The sequence below is a fragment of the Gracilibacillus pellucidus genome (genome assembly GCF_033949965.1).
GTDB classification, from domain to species: domain Bacteria; phylum Bacillota; class Bacilli; order Bacillales; family Amphibacillaceae; genus Gracilibacillus; species Gracilibacillus pellucidus.
Genome location: NZ_JAWZSR010000020.1, coordinates 1 through 19,820, shown reverse-complemented (window position 1 = coordinate 19,820; position 19,820 = coordinate 1). Strand labels below are relative to the sequence as shown.

Here is a 19,820-nt window from a genome sequence, read left to right as displayed (position 1 = left end):
ATTCCTCTTTTAGTTTTTCGAAATCTAGTGTAAAATTGATTTGGGTCATCATATATTCCTCCTGTTTATTATTTTCGTGGTTGAAAACATTGTAACATGAGGAACTATGATGCCCTTTCTTTTTACACAATTATATAGACTTAATCACTTTTTTCTTTGTTAGGGCGTTGAGACGCTCTGTCAACTACTTATCTTCACCTTTTTTCTTTGTTTGGTCGTTGAGACGCTCTGTCAACTACTTTCATCCTTCCTTTTTTCTTGTTTGGGCGTTGAGACGCTCTATCAACTACTTATCTTCACCTTTTTTCTTTGTTTGGTCGTTGAGAAGCTCTGTCAACGACTTTTCTTCTTCCTTTTTTCTTGTTTGGGCGTTGAGACGCTCTGTCAACTACTTTCATCCTTCCTTTTTCACTGTCAGGGCGTCGAGACGCTCTGTCAACTACTTTCATCCTCCCCTTTTCCTCGTTCGGTCGCCGAGAACTTTATACCATCCAAAAAAAGCGTAGCACTTAGAATATGCTACGCTTTTTCTTATGACATGGCTGGTTCTGTTTTTGTTTCATCTTGCTGTTCAATATCTTTTACTGCTTTCTCACTTGTATCTACTCGTTTCACAAATAACGCTAAGATTAATGCGACGATATTGATACCAAGCGCCACATAAAAGGAATACTGAATTCCGCTAAGTAACGCTTGTTGGGTCATAGAAGCAGTTGAAGCTTCTGTTAATGTTGTTGGGTCTACCCCACTCATTAACTTTTCACCTTCTGATGTTGCAACAGAATTCATAATAGTTACCATAACAGCCGTACCGATAGAACCTGACACTTGTTGTGCTGTATTATTAATCGCTGTACCGTGTGGATTAAGTGATGTTGGTAATTGGTTCAATCCATTTGTCATAATTGGCATCATGACCATTGACATACCGAACATACGTAACGTATAAACGACAATAATGAACGTATAGGTTGAATCTATTTGTACATGAGCTAATAAATAAGTTGATACACCTGTAATAGCCAGACCTAATACAGATAAAATACGTGGACCAAACTTATCAAATAATCGACCTGTAATAGGTGACATGATTCCCATAATAATCGCACCTGGTAATAGCATTAATCCAGATTGGAGTGGTGAAATACCACGAACATCTTGAACATATGCAGGAGTTAAAATCATACCAGAGAACATCGCAATGGCATTAACGATTGCAATAATCGATGCAAGAGCGAACATTGGATATTTGTAAGGTCGTAAATCAAGTAATGGTTCTTTCATCATCAATTGACGAATGATAAATAGCGCTAGCCCGATACCACCTGCAACTAATGTAGTGATAACAACTGTATCACCCCATCCTTGTGAACTTGCATTACTTACTCCGTACAAAATACCTCCGAAACCGATGGTGGAAAGAACAACAGATAAATAATCAAGTGTAACATTTTTATCTTGTTCCATTACATTATCAAATTTCCAAACTGCTAATAACAAACTAATAACTGCTAACGGTAAAATCATTTCGAAAAGTAAGCGCCAGCTATGGTATTCTACAATATACCCTGACAATGTTGGTCCAATTGCTGGAGCAGCGATCATAACCATTCCGAAAACACCCATTGCAGCACCACGTTTTTCACGTGGGAAGCTTACTAACATAACGTTCATTAATAAAGGTCCCATTACAGAAGAACCTGCTGCTTGAACCATACGTCCAGCTAACAAAATACCGAAGTTAGGCGCAAATGCTGCCATTGCTGTACCAGCTGTAAAAATGGCCATCGCTGTAATAAATAAACTACGGTTAGAAAAGCGTGTAATTAAAAATGCCGATGCAGGAATTAATATACCACTGACAAGCATATAACCTGTTGCTAACCATTGAACTGTTGAATAGTCTTGAATCTCTAAATCAACCATTATAGAAGGTAGGGCTACGTTTAACAATGAGTTATTTAAAAATGAAACGAAAGCACCTACAAATAAAATACTAATCATTAAATATGGTGGTTTTTTTAAATGTGTATCCATGATTGTTTCCCTCTTATCTTTTTCATATTATGTTTTGCACTAGAACATTTTATACCCATAGTTCATTTTTTTCAACATTTTTGTACCAAAAGTATAAAATAATTGTTTTTGCTTCTAAACAGACGTATACTAACAATGTAGAAAGACAGGAGGATATTATGAATGACCGTAAACGAAAAGTAGCAGACATTGCATTAAAATTGTTTGTCGAGAAGGGATTTCAGCAAACTTCTATCCAAGAAATTATTGATAAAGCCACTATTTCAAAGGGCACTTTTTACAATTACTTTTCTTCCAAAAATGATTGTATTGCTGATATATTAGAAGACATTCGTTATGACGCTAGTCAACAACGTGTTTCGATGCAAATTGGTAAGGATCCACAAGATCGCGAAGTGTTAATTGAACAAATCACTATTCTAATGAAATTAAATGAGGAAAAAAATCTACGTATCCTATTTGAAAACATTCTTACCGCTGACCAACCCGAATTAAAAAAATTAGTTATACATCATAGGTTAGTAGAAGCAGAATGGCTTGCTAATAGACTTATTGACGTGTTTGGAGAGGATATCAGGGAGTATGCAACAGAAGCGGTTATCTTATTTTTCGGGATGTTACAATATATGTTGTTCACGCTCGATTTAACGAACAGTCATTACTCACTTCATGATTTAATCGACACCATGTTATCACATACAGAACTATTGATTTCTCAGATGAAGCAGACAGACCATACGATTTTAAGCGATTTCGCTGTTGATTTTCTACAAACTAATTTCAATAGTAGCGTCATTACCTTACCTGAAATAATCGAATTAGCTGAACAAATACAAGAACATTATGACTTTAATGAGGAACAACAGGACTTATTCGATGTTATTATGGATGAATTAGACCAAGAGCGAATTAGAAAAATTGTTGTAAAAAAACTACTAAAACCGTTCTTGCAATTATTTGATGGAACAGCAGCTTTTGCAGAGGTACAGCATTTCACGAATGCCGTGTGGAGTTATTTAAAAACGATCTAGAGATAGTTAGGCAGAATAAACGCTTATTCTGCCTTTTTTTAGATTAAAAACGATGATAAGTAAATGTCGATATATCGACTAATGGTTCTTGAAAAGCAACGAATCTTGCTAATGTTTCCCCAACTACACTAGCGAATTTGTATCCATGTCCAGAAAATCCACATGCAAATACAACATGCTGATAATCTGGATGTCTATCAATAATAAAATCGCCATCAGGAGTATTCGTGTATGTACAGACTTTTCCGATCCGATGTTTGCCAGCCTCTGAAAAATAGTGATTGGCAAACACAGATACATCTTGTTCATCTTCTGAATAAGTACCAAAAGGAGCATTAGGTTGATCGATAGCCCTTTTCTGTCCACCGTCATGTCGCCCTATTTTAATACCCGCTCCCTCTACACTAGGAAACCCATAATATGTACCTTGATCTAATACGAAACTAAAAGCAGGAAAATGATTCGCTGCATATACGTCCTCCTCCGCATCAAACCATGAAAAAGTTTTCCTTACTGTATCAAGTGGCACATCTATGCCGATGTTAGCCAACAATTTCTTTGCATACGCGCCAGGTGTTAAAATAAGTGATGCCCCTTGATAGTTGTCTTTTTCTGTCATGATCGTAACAATGTCGTCTTCTATCACTATATTTGTTACGGCTTCGTTAACTTGTAGCACCGCTCCATATTTTAGTGCTCCATCACGATATGCTTGAATAATCTGCTCACTCATTAAAACACCTGATTTCCGTTCGTAACAACCTATTAAATCTGCTGGTATAGAAAATCCAGGCCATCTTTGATTTATCTCTGCGTGCGTCATTTTCTCTACATCTAAGTGATAATGCTCCGCACTTTTTATCACATTTTGAATAAAATCATCCTCTTCTTTGCCAACGTTAATCACGCCAGTTGGGTGGAAAATGGTTTGGCCTGTTTCTTCCTGCAATTCTTCCCATAAATCTTGAGCTCGTAATGCCATGTTGACATAATTTTCTCCCTCACCATACGCATGTCTAATAATTCTCGTTTCACCATGGTGGGAACCGCCAGCGTGAGGTGGGTCACCTGCGTCGATTAACAACACGTTCTTCCCTTGTTTAGCAAGATAATACCCTGCCGCCATCCCCATGGAACCTGCACCGACGATGATAGAATCATATTGCATTGTTAACACCTCATTCTTGTTTCTCGTGAACCTTAACACCTTTAAAAAGCGTTAATAGTACTTCTGTTTGATGAATGTTACTAGAATCAACCTCAAAAATATTTTGATTCAAGACAATCATATCAGCTGATTTGCCTACTTCTATCGATCCCGTTACATCTTCTGTATACATTGATTTCGCACCATTAATCGTAAACAACTCTATCGCTGTATAAATATCAATCCGCTCTTCTTCATTAACAGTACCTGGTAATTCACCTGTAGGGTCTTTTCTAGTAATCAATCCTTCCATTGCATGCCAAGGATTCGGATCTGGTGTAATCGGATAATCTGAACCATATACAGTCGTTGCACCTGTTGCTACAACGGATTTAATCGGATATCCTTCGTCAGCACGTTCTTCTCCTAATACTAATTTATTCCCTTCATGTGTGATCGTTGGCACCCATAATAAAGGAGAAAATTCAGCAATGGCATTTAATTGGGCGAAGCGAGCATAATCTTTTGGCTGAACAAAACTAGCATGAGCAATTTGATGTCGCATATGAGTGGACCCATTTTCTACTTTTGTAGCCTCAATTGCATCTAAAACTGTACTAACCGCTGCATCACCAGTAGCATGCACTTTAACCGAAATTCCTTGCTTATCATAATCAATAAATGCTTGCTGCAATGTATCTGGATTTATCAACAGCTCTTCAAGATAATGATAGTTTTCTTCTCCTTGGTATCCTTCATAAAAGACAGCTGTTTTAGCTGCAGGTACACCATCGATAAACATCTTCACAAAGTCCGTTTTCACTAATTCTGTTTGATACTGCTTTCGATTGTTAATTAATTCTACTTGTTCTGCTTCTGTTGTTTCAGCCCCTAATACGCTTGCTTTCCATGGTAAATAAGCAGCAATTCGCATGTGTAGATGATTCTCTTTATCTAGCTTATTATACGTTTCCAAAACAGTCTTATCGGCTAGTGCATCTTTGATACTAGTAATGCCATATTGATTAAATTGCTCCATTATATGCTTCGCTGCTTGAGCTCGATCATATTTCTCATAGAAAGTGATATGCTTTGCCACTAATTGTGTAGCTCCTTCTAAAAGCACACCAGTTGGTTCACCTGATTGATCTCGTTCGATAATGCCTCCTTTAGGATCCTCTGTTTCCGCGTTAATACCAGCTAGTTCTAATGCTTTACTGTTAACCCATGCATTATGGTGAGAAAAATCATACAGCAAAATCGGTCGATTAGCATCAATTTTATCTAACTGTGACTTATGGAGCTGATTCTGTATAGAAGGTTGCCATGCACCACCACTGATCCACTCTGCCTCCGGATTGTCTGTGGCGAAATTACTGATTGCTTCCAATAAATTAGCTAACGTACTGAAGGAAGAGGTTGGTAGATTGCAAGTATTTAATAATTCATATGCTCCTACTAAGGCATGTGTATGCATGTCATGTAGACTAGGTATCACCGTCTTACCACCTAAGTCAACCACTTCTGTATGAGCAGTAATATACTCTGCTATTTCTTTATTTGTTCCAACAGCAATAAAAAAACCTGCTTTAATCGCGACAGCTTCTACCCATTTTCCTTTTGGTTCCACACAATATATACTGCCATTTTTAAAAACTATATCCGCCACTACTAACTCCTCCTTTATGTATACCTAATGGACATGTTCATACGTTTCTATTTCTTGTTCACCGTCACCGCTATTTATTATTTCATTAAAAACCAATCTCAACCCCTTAGAAACAATCAACTAGTAATAAGCTTAATCCCAGCACCTGATTCTCACCTTATTACCAATAATTCAATATTATATTAAATTAAGGAAAGACGAAATACATTTAATACAAAATATTTCTTCAAAAGTTAGACAAACAATCTCGGCAGTATTAGAAGAACAAGAAAGATTATCTTAATAATGTAGGAAGCAAGTCTAGATTACTTGCTTCCTACATTTACTCGATTCGACGAATTATTTCCTGGGAAATACCAAACAATTCTTTGCGATATCCGATTATTCGTCAGCCTTCATGTCGACTAAGTTATAAGTGACAGCCACATCAATCAACCAGTCTTCTTCCTCTTGTGTTAAAATGGAAGGAAATAGCCCATCAGGAAATTCTATATCGCCCTCTTCATCTAATACATCTCGAAGTTCATCGAAAAAATTTTGCATTAAGCCTTCTGGCATTAGCGTAAAAAACTCTTTCACTAACTCCTTAACTTCTTCATTAACCACCTTATTTCGGTAGGCTTGTTTTAATTGCAACTGAAAATGGAACTCTTTACGGTGAAATCCAACCATATCGTATTTTTCTACTTCAAACAATTTTTCCACTAAACCCTTTGAGAAATATTGTTCGAGAAAGTGCTTTTGTTCCTCCTCTTTTGCTAAGCTTTGAATTAATGCGATGACGATCTCTGGTTCAACTGTTGCTTGTTCTTCGATTAATGGAATCACGTTATCTAACACTTCTGTAATCCTATCGAGATGCTCCTTTTGTTTTTGGATTTCGTTTCTTTGCTTTACTAATGATTGTGTGAATTCTTTTTCGTCATTTTGCAGCATTTCTTGAATTTTTTCTAATGAATAACCTAGAAAACGGAATGTCATGATTTTTTGTAATTGCACCATATTCTCGTCATGATAATACCTTCTTCCAGCTGCAGATATTTGTGCTGGTTTTAACAATCCTATTTGATCATAATATCTTAATGTACGGATTGTCACACCTGTTTTTTTGGCAAATTGTCCGATTGAATACATCTTTATCACTCCTCATTTATTACTATAAATCATGACGTAACGTGAGAAGCAATACTTTTTAAAATAAGAAAAAGCAGAACCATTACGGCTCCGCTTCCTCTTATTCGTCATCATCTTCTTCTTCGTCATCATTACCGTTTTTATGATCATAGTAAGCTTTAACAGCTCTCTTACCAATTTCATGGTGGACAGGATATTGGCTACCTGTACCATTCTTCGGTACTACAACCGCAAATGCTACCTCAGGATTCTCTACAGGACTATAACCTACTAGAGTCAAATTATGCGTATCAGCTACTTTTTTTCCATCTTTAAATTGTGGATTTTGTGCTGTACCTGTTTTACCTGCCATTTCGTATGGGAATCCACTCCAGCGTCCACTTGCTGTACCAGTTGTATACACTCTGCGGAAACCTTCTTGTACACGGCTAATATATTTATCGTCCATCTCAACACGATTCATTATTTCCGGTTGAATCGATTGAATAATTTTACCAGGACTACCATTTTCGCCGCCTGGTTCTCTAATCTCTTTCACAAAATGCGGACGCATACGGTATCCACCATTGGCAATTGTTGAAGCGTATTGCACTAATTGTAATGTTGTATACGTATCATACTGTCCAAAGGATAGATCCAGATATTTCCCTGCCTCTGTTTGATTAGTACCTTTTACTCCTATTGCTTCAAACGGTAAATCAATTCCTGTTTGTACACCTAAACCAAATTGATCGTAATAATATCTCAATTCATCAAATGAATCATAATTAAAATTACGTAATGAATCACCATAACGATAATTTGCACCACTCATTGCTATGGCAATTCTCATCATATAAACATTCGATGATTTTTCAAGTGCTTGCACATCGTTTAAACTACTACCAAAATTAGAGTATGATGATTTGACTGTATCACCAATCTTAATTGGTTGCTCACTTAAATAAGAACCAATATCGATAACACCTGATTGATATCCAGCTAAGACGGTTGCCCCTTTTATAGAAGAACCTGGAACATGTGCATCATAAACTGTACGGTAGGCATTATTCACATATTCTTTTTTCTCGCGATCATATCTAAAACCGGATAAACCAATTATTTCGCCTGTTTGAGGGTTCATCATGGCAAGTAACGCATCCTCTAAATAACCATTATTATTAACAGGATGATTAATTGCTTTTTTCAATTCATCCTCTACGATTTTATCTAACTCTTTCTGCAGCTCCATATCAACGGTTAGTACTAAATCTTTCCCTCGCTCGCCTTCCACTACTATATCAGAGTTAATAACGGTTCCGTATGCATCTGTTTCATATTGAACTTTTTCTTTCCTTCCTCTTAGTACATGCTCATATTGTTCTTCCAATCCACTAGTACCGACTCTGTCATTTCTTGTATAGCCATTTGATAAATAATACTGGCTATTCTCACTTGGTATACCTTCATCAGAAGAAGTAACATTTCCTATAAAAGAGCTCAGTGTATCTCCGAATTGTGGTTCTCGCTCCCAATCAATCACAGCATCTATCCCTGATAGCTCATGTAGGTTTTCTGCAACTGTCGCAAACTCTTTATCTGTTAATCCTTCATTTACAATAGTATGGGTAGATAATTCATAAGCAGCATCTAATTCTTTCTTAATCGCAAGGATATTGTATAACTCAGGAGTCCAGTCAATTTTCGCTAAGTCTGACTCGGTGATTAACTCCAATTCCTCTTGATATCTTTCAGAAGGCTCTAATTCTTCTTTTTGTTCCTCTGTTAAACGCTCTTCTATTTTATCTCGATTTTTTAGATACCAATATTCCTTCTGATCTCGTTCTCTAATGGTATCCTCTAATTCCTCCTGATCTTTAATCATCGTAATAAATCCTGCTAGCTTTGTCGCTAACTTCAAACGATCTTGAGCCGAATCACCATTTTTAGGTGGTGTATACGTGATTGCCTTTTTCGGATCATTATCTACGATCAGTCGATGATTTTTATCCAACATTTTTCCTCTCGGAACGGCTTTTTCACTAGGAGTATTTTCTGTTTGGGAAACTTGGCGACTTGCTTCTTCCCCATTAATAATTTGCACGATCCCTAATTGTACGATCAATAATGAAAAGATAAGAAATATAGCAATAAACAATATATTTAAACGCATAGGTACTTGAGCATGTTTCCGTTTTTTATTCTTCTTTCCTTGAAAATTCATTCACTTTCCTCCCGGTGTTATTCTCCCTTTTATTTTAACCGATCGGAAAGGAATTTTCTATATTTTTGAATAACTGTTGCTAGGTTACTAGATTATTATTCACCGCTCTCTGGTTCAAACAAACCAAACTCATAGACTGTATGGAATTTTTCGCCAGAATGTTCTATTACTCCATCTATTTCAACATAAATTTGCTCATCCTGTAATGAAATGGCTACATCTCTTTCTACCTCATAAAAATTATCAAATGGTGAATAGAAGGAAGCTTTTCCATCAGCAAAGGTAACGATTCCTTCATAATCAATTAATCTTGCACCTCCTCCATGTGGCTCTGTGATCATGATTTCGTATTCATTGTTTCCATTGCTATTAAAACGCAATGTTGCACTATCTGTATAATCTTCTGACTCACTCCATCTTCCAAGGTATTGATCTGGGTCATTCGGGTTTAAACCGGATACTGCTGTATACGCTGGCTCTGTTGGCTCTGTTGGCTCTGTTATCTCTTCCTCTTCTTCTACGTATTCTTCTTCCTCTTCTTCTTCAGACACCTCATTTACTACGCTTGAAATCGGCTTTCCAGATTTACTATCGACCAAAATCGTTCCATAACCTATATCAATCACTAATGTATCATCATCTTGATATTCGACAAATGTGTATCGATCATTCCATGGTTGATCAAAATCCTCAGCCTTTAAGTTAACCTCCTGGCTTTGCTCGATATGCTGAATCATCCACTCATGCTCGTTTTTTCTCATTTCATAACGAAATGATCCTACATCCAAACCATACTCAGGATCTTGCATCATTTTAAACTCTAACACAAGGCTATCAGTATCTTGCTCGGCAATTTCGACACCTAAAAATATATCAGACGAGCCATATCCGTTTAATAATGGCCAACTACCACAATGACAAAACATAACAGAGGTAATATAGGCTAATTGTTCATCCAAATACTCTTCACTAACATAATCCGAAACTCGTTCCCTAAACAATTTCATCGCTTCTTGAAACCATTCCGATTCATTTTCCACCTCTGGATTAGCCACTAATGATATTTGACTAAACTCTGGTTCAAAGTGTTCCTCTCTTACCGAATATAAATCATCATACATGCGAAACAATAACGAATCTGCTAACTCTTTCGCCTCTTCCACAGTCATTAAATCGTCTTCTTTATCCACTTCTGTTTCTACTTGCAGTTCTTTTATTTCATCACTTTCTACTTCTGCACTATCCTCTGTCTGACAAGCTGTTAAAATCATTAACAATATGAGTGCTATTAGGCCAAGCTTCTTCATCCATAGTACCACCTTTTCATGAAATAATATCCATTACATAATACCAAATACCTATTTAGTTTTCTAGTTTGATGGCGAACAATCATCTAGCAAAGCCCTTTAGACCTATGACCAATCGCACAAAATTCCTTACAGTATCTTTATAACCTATTAATTTGCACTTCATATTTCTTAGTCATACTAGATTTATCAAAAAGAATTGGAGTGATGAGTAATGATGAATCGTTTCTTGTTTATTTTCTTTATCATCGTTTTTTTCATGTTTGTTTTTTCCGTTCCAGCATTTGCAAGTGAGCAATCGGTTACCTTCAGCAAGAAAGACCAACAAAAAATGATCAATGTTGCTCATCGTGGTGCATCTGGGCATGCACCTGAGAACACAATGGCAGCCTTCCAAAAAGCCGTAGAAATGAAAGCTGACTACTTTGAAATCGATGTACAAATGACCAAAGATGGTGAGTTAGTAATTATTCACGACACAACCGTTAACCGAACAACAAACGGTACTGGTGCAGTTGGGGATTTAACCTTTGAAGAAATCCGCTCATTAGATGCTGGTAGCTGGTTTGACGAGAAGTATGCTGGCGAAAAAATTCCTACATTTGAAGAAGTCCTTGATGCCTTCCGCGGAAAAATCGGCATTTTAGTAGAGCTAAAATCACCAGAGCTTTATCCCGGTATCGAAGAGAAAATAGCTACCGTCTTAAAAGAACGTAATATGGACCGTCCTAACAACAAAAAAATCATTATCCAATCCTTTAATCATGATTCCGTACAACAATCGAAAACCCTTTTACCAAATCTACCTCATGGTGTATTAGCAGGACCTAGTTGGAGAAATGTGACGGATGAGCAATTAAAGGAATTCGCAACTTATGCAGATTATTTCAATCCGAATATGAATATTGTAACGACAGAATTAGTAAATCGCGTACATGCAACAGGAATGTTAATTATGCCCTACACTTCCAGGTCTCAAAAACAAGCCGATCGCCTCTTCCATTTAGGAGTAGACGGTATTGTCACGGACTATCCAGAGCATGTATACAAACATCCGGTAAAGTGAGACTTCAATTAGGGAGTTAGCGTCCGTTTATCCCCCACTTAGCTTCTTTGTTTTAACTCGAACCTTGAAGTTGGGGTATTACGGACTCGTGCACCGTGATAAAATACTACATTGACCCTTCCTTTCAAGAAAAAGGAAGGGTCCTTTTTTATTCGTTTAAAAAGCAGTATGTTTAACATTTTATTACTGTGCCAACATCCATAATCTCCTCTTTCAACGTTCAAGTCTGAACAAAATTTAAGCCATCGTGATCAAAGCATATAGTCATCCACATTTTCATATATAACTACTATACACAAGCACTTATATGCTATACTTTTAGAGATTAAAATAAAATAGGAAAGGTGTGATAGGTTACATGACTACATATGCAGTTGAAGCAACCAACTTAGTAAAAGTCTTCGGCAAGCATCGTGCAGTAGACGGCATTAGCCTTAAAGTACCTAAGGGGATTGTTTATGGATTCCTTGGTCCAAATGGAGCAGGTAAGACAACAACCATTCGGATGTTAGCAACATTACTCAAGCCAAATGAAGGCGATGCCAAAGTAATGGGATATGACCTCACTAAAGAAGCAGATAAAGTTAGACATTCTATTAGTTTAACGGGACAATTTGCTTCGGTTGACGAGGAATTATCAGGTAGAGAGAATCTTATTTTCATTGGTAGATTAGTAGGCTATAACAGAAAGCAAGCAAAACAACGAGCAGATGAATTATTACAAGCATTTCAATTAGAAGATGCATCTAAACGCCAAGTAAAAAAATACTCCGGTGGAATGCGTAGACGAATTGATATTGCAGCAAGTATTGTTACTTCTCCAGAATTACTTTTCCTTGATGAACCCACCACAGGCCTTGACCCAAGAAGCAGAAACCAAGTTTGGGATATTGTAAGGGCACTCGTCAAAAATGGAACCACCGTATTTTTAACCACTCAATATTTAGAAGAAGCTGACCAATTAGCAGATTTAATCGGCGTTATCGACCGCGGCAAGCTAATTAAGGAAGGTACAAGTCAAGAATTAAAATCTTCGCTTAACGCAGGAAGCTTAACCGTTCATTTCGATAATCATGATGAATTAGAAAAAGCATGCAACATTTTCACTTCACAATTCGAACAAAAGCCAGATAGGAATGCTCAAGATATTTCTTTAACAATCATGATTAAGGAACATAGTAAGGCAGCAACTGCAATTGGTGAATTAGCAAATGCAAATGTTCGCATCAAAAACTTTTCTATGAACGAACCAAGTCTTGATGAAGTATTTTTAGCACTGACAGGTAATCCACCAAGTCAGGAAGGAGACGAGGTAAATGAATAACCAAACTACAATAGAAGGAGTATTAACAAACCGAACAAGATCTAAAGCACCGTCAGCAATTCAGGCATCTGCTACCTTTGCATGGCGTGCCTTATTACGAATTCGTTATGTTCCTGAACAACTGTTTGATGTGACACTCTTTCCGATTATCTATTTATTAATGTTTACTTATTTGTTTGGCGGAGCGATTTCGGGATCAACGGGCGAATACTTAAATTTCGTGTTACCAGGGATATTAGTCATGACCGTTTCGATGATTACGATGTATACAGGACTTGATTTGAATAAAGATATTGAAAAAGGGGTTTTTGATCGTTTTCGCTCTTTACCAATATGGCAACCTGCCGTATTGGTTGGTGCATTGCTTGTAGACACGTTAAGATACCTCATTGCCTCGACTATTATGGTTACGCTAGGATATATTTTAGGTTTTCGACCTGAAGCTGGATTTACTGGCATCATGATGGGAATTGCCATTCTGCTCTTATTCTCATTTAGTTTATCCTGGATCTGGACAATGCTCGGAATTATCGTACGCTCGGAAAAAGCATTAATGGCGATCAGCATGATGTTCTTATTTCCACTAACTTTTTTAAGTAATGTGTTTGTTGACCCATCGACAATGCCTAATTGGCTACAAAAGTTTGTCGAAATTAATCCGATTACATTTGTTGTTGATGCAGTTCGTAGCCTTATCCATGGTGGTGGAAATGGTGAAATCATGATTGTTATGTATATCTCGATTGCTTTAATCGTCATCTTTGGCCCTTTAACGATGTACTTTTTTAAGCATAAATAATTGTTTACTTACGATAATATTTATCACATATTAAAAAATGATGTTTCTCATGTATGCCAAGAAGATCGATACTTTGAATCAAGTTAGGATTGTTTGCGAGTGGATCAGGGAAGCGAATGTGACCTGCTATGTCATCAGGGACAGTTGCTACTATTTCCTCTAATTGATTGGTCTCCTGGTTCAATTCTTCTATCAACCAGTCGAACGAAACGTTATTTGCTATTTCTTTTGGTGGCATAATAATAAAAGGAGCCTTCATTGGCTTCTTCTTTTTTGCTTGATATGCTTCATATATATTTGGACTATGGGTAGTGAATGGTTTCGATTTTCTTAATGCAGCAACAGGTGTAGTTAATGGGATATACACTTTGGACAACCTACGAAAGTTTTTCAGCATTAAGTACAAATGATAATACGTTTCGCCCCATGACCATTTATCTTGAAGTGGTCTTTCCCACTCCATTCCTTTAAAAGCAACGAGCTTCTGCTCCATCTCATCTCTTTGGACATATAGTTTTTGAAAATGGGCTTGCATATGATGACTTTTCACTTAGCTCCCTCCAATCAATTAGTGATAGGACAAACATCTATTGCTTCCTTAAGAAAGATATCATTGGCTCCAAATTGGATATAAATACTTCATTGTTATCTAATGGAATCTCTCTTAATCATTCATCTTATTTAATTTTCCATTCAGAATAAACACAAGGAGCAATTCCTAAATCTTTTGTTTCCATCCATTCAAAAGCTTTCAGAACTAATGGAGAGGAATTTTCTATAGTCGTATCATTTGCTGAGATCCACCTTGTTCCTAACGAATCTTGCCCTTGAAATTGTTCTGGGACAATAAGCGTTCCTCCTACTTTCCTCACTTTGTAATACACCGCGATATGATGTAAATCCGTAAATTCTCTCCATAACCAAGGAAGCTTAAAGTCTATTATTCCAATGTTGTGCTCCACTTCTATTTCTAATCCCGTTTCCTCGAAGAACTCCCGTTTCATAGCATCTATCAAAGACTCCCCATCTTCTAAACTGCCTCCAGGCAAATCAAAGCGATTTTTGTATGGTCCTGTACTTTTCTCTATGACTAATAGATTACTATCTTGCTGATATATACCATACACACCAAAACTCCGATGATATTTCTTTTCATCCAACATCTATCGCTCCCTTGTTTGGCACTCATCCCGTAAAGCGAAACTTATCAGGGAGTTAGCGTCCGTTTATCCCTCACTTAGCTTCCTCGTTTTCACTCGAACCTTGAAGTGGGAGTTTTACGAACTCATGCACCGTGGTAAATGTATAATTTTATATTAACATATTTTTACACCCGCAAAAAACATCCTTCCTGATTCTAGTTAGAAATCAAGAAGGATGTTCTATTAGAAAGCATTAATTTGCTCTGCAAAGTTATGTAGAATTTGGTACATATAGCTTTTACTCGTTTGAAAATGATCGTTATTGAGCATCTCGTTTACATTTTGCACAAATTGTTGCTCTGTTAAGCTCGCTCCATATTGATCGATGAAAGACGCTACGATCTCCACATTCATTTCAGGATGGAACTGTACCGCTAACACATGGTTTCCAATGACAAATGCTTGATTACTACAGGCCTCATTTTCTGCAACAGCTATTGCTTCTTCAGGAAGGCTGAAAGTATCACCATGAAATTGATAAAAAGCTAATTGTTTCGGAAATTCAGCTAACAATGGATGGGACTTCGCTTCATCACGAAAATCAATATTCCACCAACCAATTTCTTGATGCGTGTGTTTACGAGCTTTACCACCCATTGCATCTGCAATTAACTGTGCACCAAGGCAAATACCTAACACATATTTTTGGTTTTCAATGACCGTTTGAAGCCATTTCTTTTCATCTGCTAACCAAGGATAGTTGGCTTCTTCATAAGCTGCCATTCGCCCCCCTAAAACAATTAAAAGGTCAAAATCAGCTAAGTTAGGATATGTATGAAGTTTATTTCCATTCGTTATCGTAAGAACATGATGATTGTCTTCTGCCCATTCTTTAATATATCCAGGTCCTACTATCGGATCATTTTGGATGACATGAATATTCATTATCCGCCTCTCCCCTTTATCAAAACGGTCCAATCTTCGTAAGTTTGCTTGATTCCCTTATACGCTATATATATTTAATAGAAGAAAAAGTTGAGTCGCTATCCCACATACACTAACAACTAATCCAGCTATCGCTATCCCCTCTCCTTTTTCAGATAACTGAGCTATTTCATTTCTAGCTTTTCTTGAAATAACACACCCAAAAATACCAATCACTAAACCGATAAGTGGAATAATAATAGCTGCCACACCTAGCGCCAATGACATGATCGCTTTTGAATTGGTCTTTGCTGTCCTCTCATTTTTTCTTCCGTTAATTGCCTGCATCACATCTTCTTCATCGATAATCTGTTGTGCTAATCGATCAGCTGGTAGAAAATCTGCTAAGGTTTGTTCAACTGCTTGATCCTGTTCCATTCCTCTATCTATTTTTTGAAGTATCAAAGAATGTAAGTGATCTTCTATTTCTATAAGATGTTGCGCTCGTTTTTCCTCTGGTAAATATGCAAGCTCTTCTTTCAGTTGCTCTAAATATCGAAGAATACGAGGATGAAGATTATTATTATTCATTTTTTCCCTCCTGTAATCGTTCTAACGCTTGATATAATTCCTTGTAATCATTCATTCTTTGTTGAACTATTTCTAGTCCTTCCTCTGTAATTTTATAATACTTACGCCTTGGTCCCTCCATTGATTCTTGCCAGTAAGCTTCCACCCATTTTTTATTGACCATTCTTTTTAATATCGGGTAAATAGAGCCGTCCGCTAATGTGAATAATGGAATATAATTGAGCTGGTTGGTCAACTCATAGCCATACATTGGCTTATTCCGAATCAAAAGAAGAATCGCTAATTCAAATACACCCTTCTTCAACTGCACAATCCATTGATCATTTTTATTATCCATCTCTTCACTATATGTGAATAACATCTAGGTGTCAATCACATATAGTTTAGTTCAGTCTTTCCAAAAGAAAAAAGGTCGAGATATATTCTCGACCTTTTACTCTTCTAATCCATCCATATATGGCATGTTTGATGCTGTATTAATCTGACCTCTCACTTGCTTAACCAGACTATTTTTCCCATTCAACCACTCCCCAAAGGAGAACGTAGTTGGGATTCGATTATGACCTAATGCCATTGCTGCTTCCATCGTATCCACATCGTAAACGGTCGTATGCAATGTACCAGCTGATTGTAAATATTTTTCGGCAAATACGTCATTTTCTTTATTGTTCATCACTTGGTATGCTGCCGCTTTTGAGATTGATGGTTGTTGATTCCGCAGAATAGCAAAGCGTCGCTTGGAATCTGCTAAATGATAACGATTTGCTTCAGGGAGTAACTCAAAATGATTGGTACTTATCGTATCTTCTTTGACACGGACAGCTTGTGAAGTTGCTTCGACTACATGTCTATTTCCTGCTCTATCTGCTAATACATAATTGAATGCAACACGATGAGGAACTTCTTTTAATAAAGCAATCGCCTCTTGATTGTTCTTACACTGTTCTAAAATCATCCGTGTAATAATGGTCGGTATGAAACCATCACCAGCTCCACGACGATTCACAAAATTATAGCCAGTCATCAATCCTTTTTCATTCATTCCGTCTGCTCTACCAACAATACGTTGCGAAGGACCAATCGTTGCATAACCTTGTCCTTTAGGTTGATATAACACGAACCTACCTTCATATGTTTTGGGATGGTAATCGTAATTTCTGATCAGAAAGTGATCACCAGTTAAAATAGAACAACCAGAGCGAATCCACTCCTGCTGGTAACCACTAAAGTGCATAATCGCTTGATCTAAAGATAGTTCTAATCCCTCTGCCAATCCTTTTAGCTCTTCTAAAAAAGCTGGAAACAGCGCATGAATCCAGCAGGTAGCATCCTCGCGATTTACGGAGAAACGCATTTTTTTCGCCATATCTGGATTCGTATAAATCGGATGTAATGGTGATTTCTTTAACCATTTACCTTGCTGAAAACCAAATGTTCCATGATCGCCTCTATATTGAATAACATCTACGTGATATTTTCTCATATACATTTCCTTTACTGTAAGGATAGTCTAAGTTAAACTTGACTATCGAAAAGCATAGCACGAATTATTTCGAATTCAAAACAAGTTGCATATATGAGTGACTCTATTTCTACTTTTTCATTTATTCGGGCTTTCATCAGGCTAATAAGAAAAAGGACATTCCCGCATTATACGAAAATGTCCTTTTATCAATTGTAAAATCTATTTCTCTCCTAGTTACGAGAATAATTGCGGAATACCGTTAATTAATGAATAAATTCCCATAGCCCCCATAGCAACGACAATGATAATACCAAAGATCGTTAGCCATAACGGATGCTTATAATCGCCAACAATTTTCTTTTTATACGCAGCAAAAATCATTACTGCTAAAGCAATCGGTAAGATTAATCCATTTAACGATCCTACTAGCACTAAAATTTTCGCTGGTTGACCGATTAAGACAAACACTGTTGTTGATATAGCAATAAATCCTAGAATAAATGCTTTATAGTTGCGATCAATAAACGAACTAAATGTACGAATAAAGGAAACAGATGTATAAGCGGCTCCAACTACAGAAGTAACGGCAGCGCCCCACATAATCACACCGAATATTTTGTAGCCAACATTACCGGCAGCAATTTGAAAAACGGATGCTGCTGGGTTACTAGAGTCTAAAGAGAATCCTTTTGCTACAACTCCTAGTGCTGCTAAAAATAAGAAAACCCTCATAATGGAAGCAATCCCAATAGCACTTACAGAACTTTTGGTTACTTCTGGAATAGCAGATTTTCCTTTGATACCAGCGTCAATTAAACGGTGACCTCCAGCAAAGGTAATGTATCCACCAACTGTTCCACCTACTAATGTTACAATCGCTAAATAATTTATTTCATCTGGCCAAATGGTTTTACTGACTGCTTCGCCAACCGGAGGCTGTGCAGTAAACATGACATAAATAGTTAAACCAATCATGACAAACCCTGCAATTTGCGTTAAACGGTCCATCGCTTTCCCTGCTTCTTTCACGAGGAAAATACCGATGGCAAAAATACCACTTAGTAACGCACCTAGCTCTGGCGAAATCCCAAAAATAACATTTAAGCCTAATCCAGCACCACCGACATTCCCGATGTTAAAAGCTAAACCACCCATAACAATAAGTGCTGCTAGAAAGTAACCGAGACCAGGCAGCACATCATTGGCAATGTCTTGTGCTCTTTTTTCTGAAACGGCGATAATTCGCCAAACATTCAATTGAACGCCAATATCAATAATAATGGAAATTAAAATTACAAATCCAAAACTTGCAGCTAACTGTTCTGTAAAAGTTGTCGTCTGTGTCAAGAACCCTGGTCCAATCGCTGACGTCGCCATTAAGAACGCTGCACCTAATAGTATAGATCTAGTTGTCTGTTTCTTTCCCAATATCCATTCCTCCAACTTCCACAACAATCACCTGATAATCAGGTGATTGTCCTATCTTTCATCATTATTCATTTGCTTTATTTTGAAAAAGTAATCACCATTCTAGAAGATAAATCTCCCTTATTTTTGTTTTCGAGAAACTCTATCAGCGACTTTTCTTCCTCTTTTTTCATTTTTTCGTTCTCGAGAAGCCCTATCAACGACTTTTCTTGCTCGTTTTTCATTTTTTCGTCGTCGAGAAACTCTATCAACGACTTTTCTTGCTCTTTTTTCATTTTTTCGTCCTCGAGAAGCTCTATCAACGACTTTTCTTGCTCGTTTTTCATTTTTTCGTCGTCGAGAAACTCTATCAACGACTTTTCTTGCTCATTTTTCATTTTTTCGTCGTCGAGAAGCTCTATCAGCAGTCAAGTCCATTTTATTGTGTAAATTCATGATACAAGTTCCCAACCTATGAGTGAGCTTTAGATATCTTTTGATAATGATAAGTCTAATGGTCCTTCTATGTGTAGGTGTTCACATGTTATATAAAACCTCTATTGCCAACGGGGCA

18 protein-coding genes are annotated in these 19,820 nt (G+C 37.1%); 4 read left to right on the top strand and 14 right to left on the bottom strand.

Annotation, left to right across the window (positions count from 1 at the left end):
- Nucleotides 1-531: 531 nt before the first annotated feature.
- On the bottom strand, nucleotides 532-2,037 hold the full coding sequence (locus SH601_RS17210) for an MDR family MFS transporter (protein WP_319959578.1): 1,506 nt from the start codon (nucleotides 2,035-2,037) through the stop codon (nucleotides 532-534).
- A 158-nt stretch (nucleotides 2,038-2,195) separates the two neighbouring features.
- Here SH601_RS17210 and SH601_RS17205 point away from each other — a divergent pair, with 158 nt between their 5' ends.
- Complete coding sequence (locus SH601_RS17205; RefSeq protein WP_319959577.1) at nucleotides 2,196-3,068, top strand: TetR/AcrR family transcriptional regulator; 873 nt, start codon at nucleotides 2,196-2,198, stop codon at nucleotides 3,066-3,068.
- A gap of 43 nt (nucleotides 3,069-3,111) precedes the next feature.
- On the opposite strand, the gene solA is transcribed toward SH601_RS17205, so the two are convergent.
- The 5 genes from solA to SH601_RS17180 form a co-directional block, all read right to left on the bottom strand.
- Nucleotides 3,112-4,236, bottom strand: coding sequence for an N-methyl-L-tryptophan oxidase (solA, locus tag SH601_RS17200; RefSeq protein WP_319959576.1), 1,125 nt, complete (start codon nucleotides 4,234-4,236; stop codon nucleotides 3,112-3,114).
- 10 nt (nucleotides 4,237-4,246) lie between these two features.
- Nucleotides 4,247-5,884, bottom strand: coding sequence for an amidohydrolase (locus SH601_RS17195; RefSeq protein ID WP_319959575.1), 1,638 nt, complete (start codon nucleotides 5,882-5,884; stop codon nucleotides 4,247-4,249).
- Nucleotides 5,885-6,265: 381 nt separating this feature from the next.
- Nucleotides 6,266-7,018, bottom strand: coding sequence for a MerR family transcriptional regulator (locus tag SH601_RS17190; RefSeq protein ID WP_319959574.1), 753 nt, complete (start codon nucleotides 7,016-7,018; stop codon nucleotides 6,266-6,268).
- Nucleotides 7,019-7,118: 100 nt separating this feature from the next.
- Nucleotides 7,119-9,221, bottom strand: a complete 2,103-nt coding sequence (locus SH601_RS17185; protein ID WP_319959573.1) for a peptidoglycan D,D-transpeptidase FtsI family protein — start codon at nucleotides 9,219-9,221, stop codon at nucleotides 7,119-7,121.
- A 95-nt stretch (nucleotides 9,222-9,316) separates the two neighbouring features.
- Nucleotides 9,317-10,528 carry a hypothetical protein gene (locus SH601_RS17180; protein WP_319959572.1) on the bottom strand — a complete coding sequence of 404 codons (1,212 nt, stop codon included), beginning with the start codon at nucleotides 10,526-10,528 and terminating at the stop codon, nucleotides 9,317-9,319.
- Nucleotides 10,529-10,742: 214 nt separating this feature from the next.
- Between SH601_RS17180 and SH601_RS17175 the strand changes: the two genes are divergently transcribed.
- The 3 genes from SH601_RS17175 (at nucleotide 10,743) to SH601_RS17165 (ending at nucleotide 13,717) form a co-directional block, all read left to right on the top strand.
- Nucleotides 10,743-11,594: a glycerophosphodiester phosphodiesterase gene (locus tag SH601_RS17175; RefSeq protein WP_319959571.1), complete on the top strand. Its 852-nt coding sequence runs from the start codon at nucleotides 10,743-10,745 to the stop codon at nucleotides 11,592-11,594.
- A gap of 358 nt (nucleotides 11,595-11,952) precedes the next feature.
- Nucleotides 11,953-12,918 (top strand): ATP-binding cassette domain-containing protein, encoded by a 966-nt coding sequence (locus SH601_RS17170; RefSeq protein ID WP_319959570.1) that lies wholly within the window; start codon nucleotides 11,953-11,955, stop codon nucleotides 12,916-12,918.
- Entirely contained in the window at nucleotides 12,911-13,717 is an 807-nt protein-coding gene (locus SH601_RS17165; protein ID WP_319959569.1) for an ABC transporter permease, read from the top strand. Before SH601_RS17170 ends, SH601_RS17165 begins: the two co-directional genes overlap by 8 nt.
- A gap of 4 nt (nucleotides 13,718-13,721) precedes the next feature.
- Here SH601_RS17165 and SH601_RS17160 read toward each other — a convergent pair whose 3' ends face one another.
- The 8 genes from SH601_RS17160 to SH601_RS17125 all read right to left on the bottom strand — a co-directional run bounded on the left by SH601_RS17160 (nucleotide 13,722) and on the right by SH601_RS17125 (nucleotide 19,644).
- Nucleotides 13,722-14,267 carry a DinB family protein gene (locus SH601_RS17160; protein WP_319959568.1) on the bottom strand — a complete coding sequence of 182 codons (546 nt, stop codon included), beginning with the start codon at nucleotides 14,265-14,267 and terminating at the stop codon, nucleotides 13,722-13,724.
- A gap of 127 nt (nucleotides 14,268-14,394) precedes the next feature.
- Complete coding sequence (locus SH601_RS17155) at nucleotides 14,395-14,880, bottom strand: NUDIX hydrolase (RefSeq protein WP_319959567.1); 486 nt, start codon at nucleotides 14,878-14,880, stop codon at nucleotides 14,395-14,397.
- Nucleotides 14,881-15,102: 222 nt separating this feature from the next.
- A complete protein-coding gene (locus SH601_RS17150) occupies nucleotides 15,103-15,804 on the bottom strand; it encodes a type 1 glutamine amidotransferase (protein ID WP_319959566.1) in 702 nt (233 codons plus the stop codon).
- Nucleotides 15,805-15,861: 57 nt separating this feature from the next.
- On the bottom strand, nucleotides 15,862-16,374 hold the full coding sequence (locus tag SH601_RS17145; RefSeq protein WP_319959565.1) for a DUF4190 domain-containing protein: 513 nt from the start codon (nucleotides 16,372-16,374) through the stop codon (nucleotides 15,862-15,864).
- Nucleotides 16,367-16,735 (bottom strand): PadR family transcriptional regulator, encoded by a 369-nt coding sequence (locus SH601_RS17140; protein WP_319959564.1) that lies wholly within the window; start codon nucleotides 16,733-16,735, stop codon nucleotides 16,367-16,369. Before SH601_RS17140 ends, SH601_RS17145 begins: the two co-directional genes overlap by 8 nt.
- A gap of 72 nt (nucleotides 16,736-16,807) precedes the next feature.
- The gene (locus SH601_RS17135; RefSeq protein ID WP_319959563.1) at nucleotides 16,808-17,857 is read right to left on the bottom strand and encodes a C45 family peptidase; all 1,050 of its coding nucleotides are present in this window, start codon (nucleotides 17,855-17,857) and stop codon (nucleotides 16,808-16,810) included.
- A gap of 216 nt (nucleotides 17,858-18,073) precedes the next feature.
- Nucleotides 18,074-19,216 carry an NRAMP family divalent metal transporter gene (locus SH601_RS17130; RefSeq protein ID WP_319959579.1) on the bottom strand — a complete coding sequence of 381 codons (1,143 nt, stop codon included), beginning with the start codon at nucleotides 19,214-19,216 and terminating at the stop codon, nucleotides 18,074-18,076.
- Between the two features lie 128 nt (nucleotides 19,217-19,344).
- The gene (locus SH601_RS17125) at nucleotides 19,345-19,644 is read right to left on the bottom strand and encodes a hypothetical protein (protein ID WP_319959562.1); all 300 of its coding nucleotides are present in this window, start codon (nucleotides 19,642-19,644) and stop codon (nucleotides 19,345-19,347) included.
- Nucleotides 19,645-19,820 lie beyond the last annotated feature (176 nt).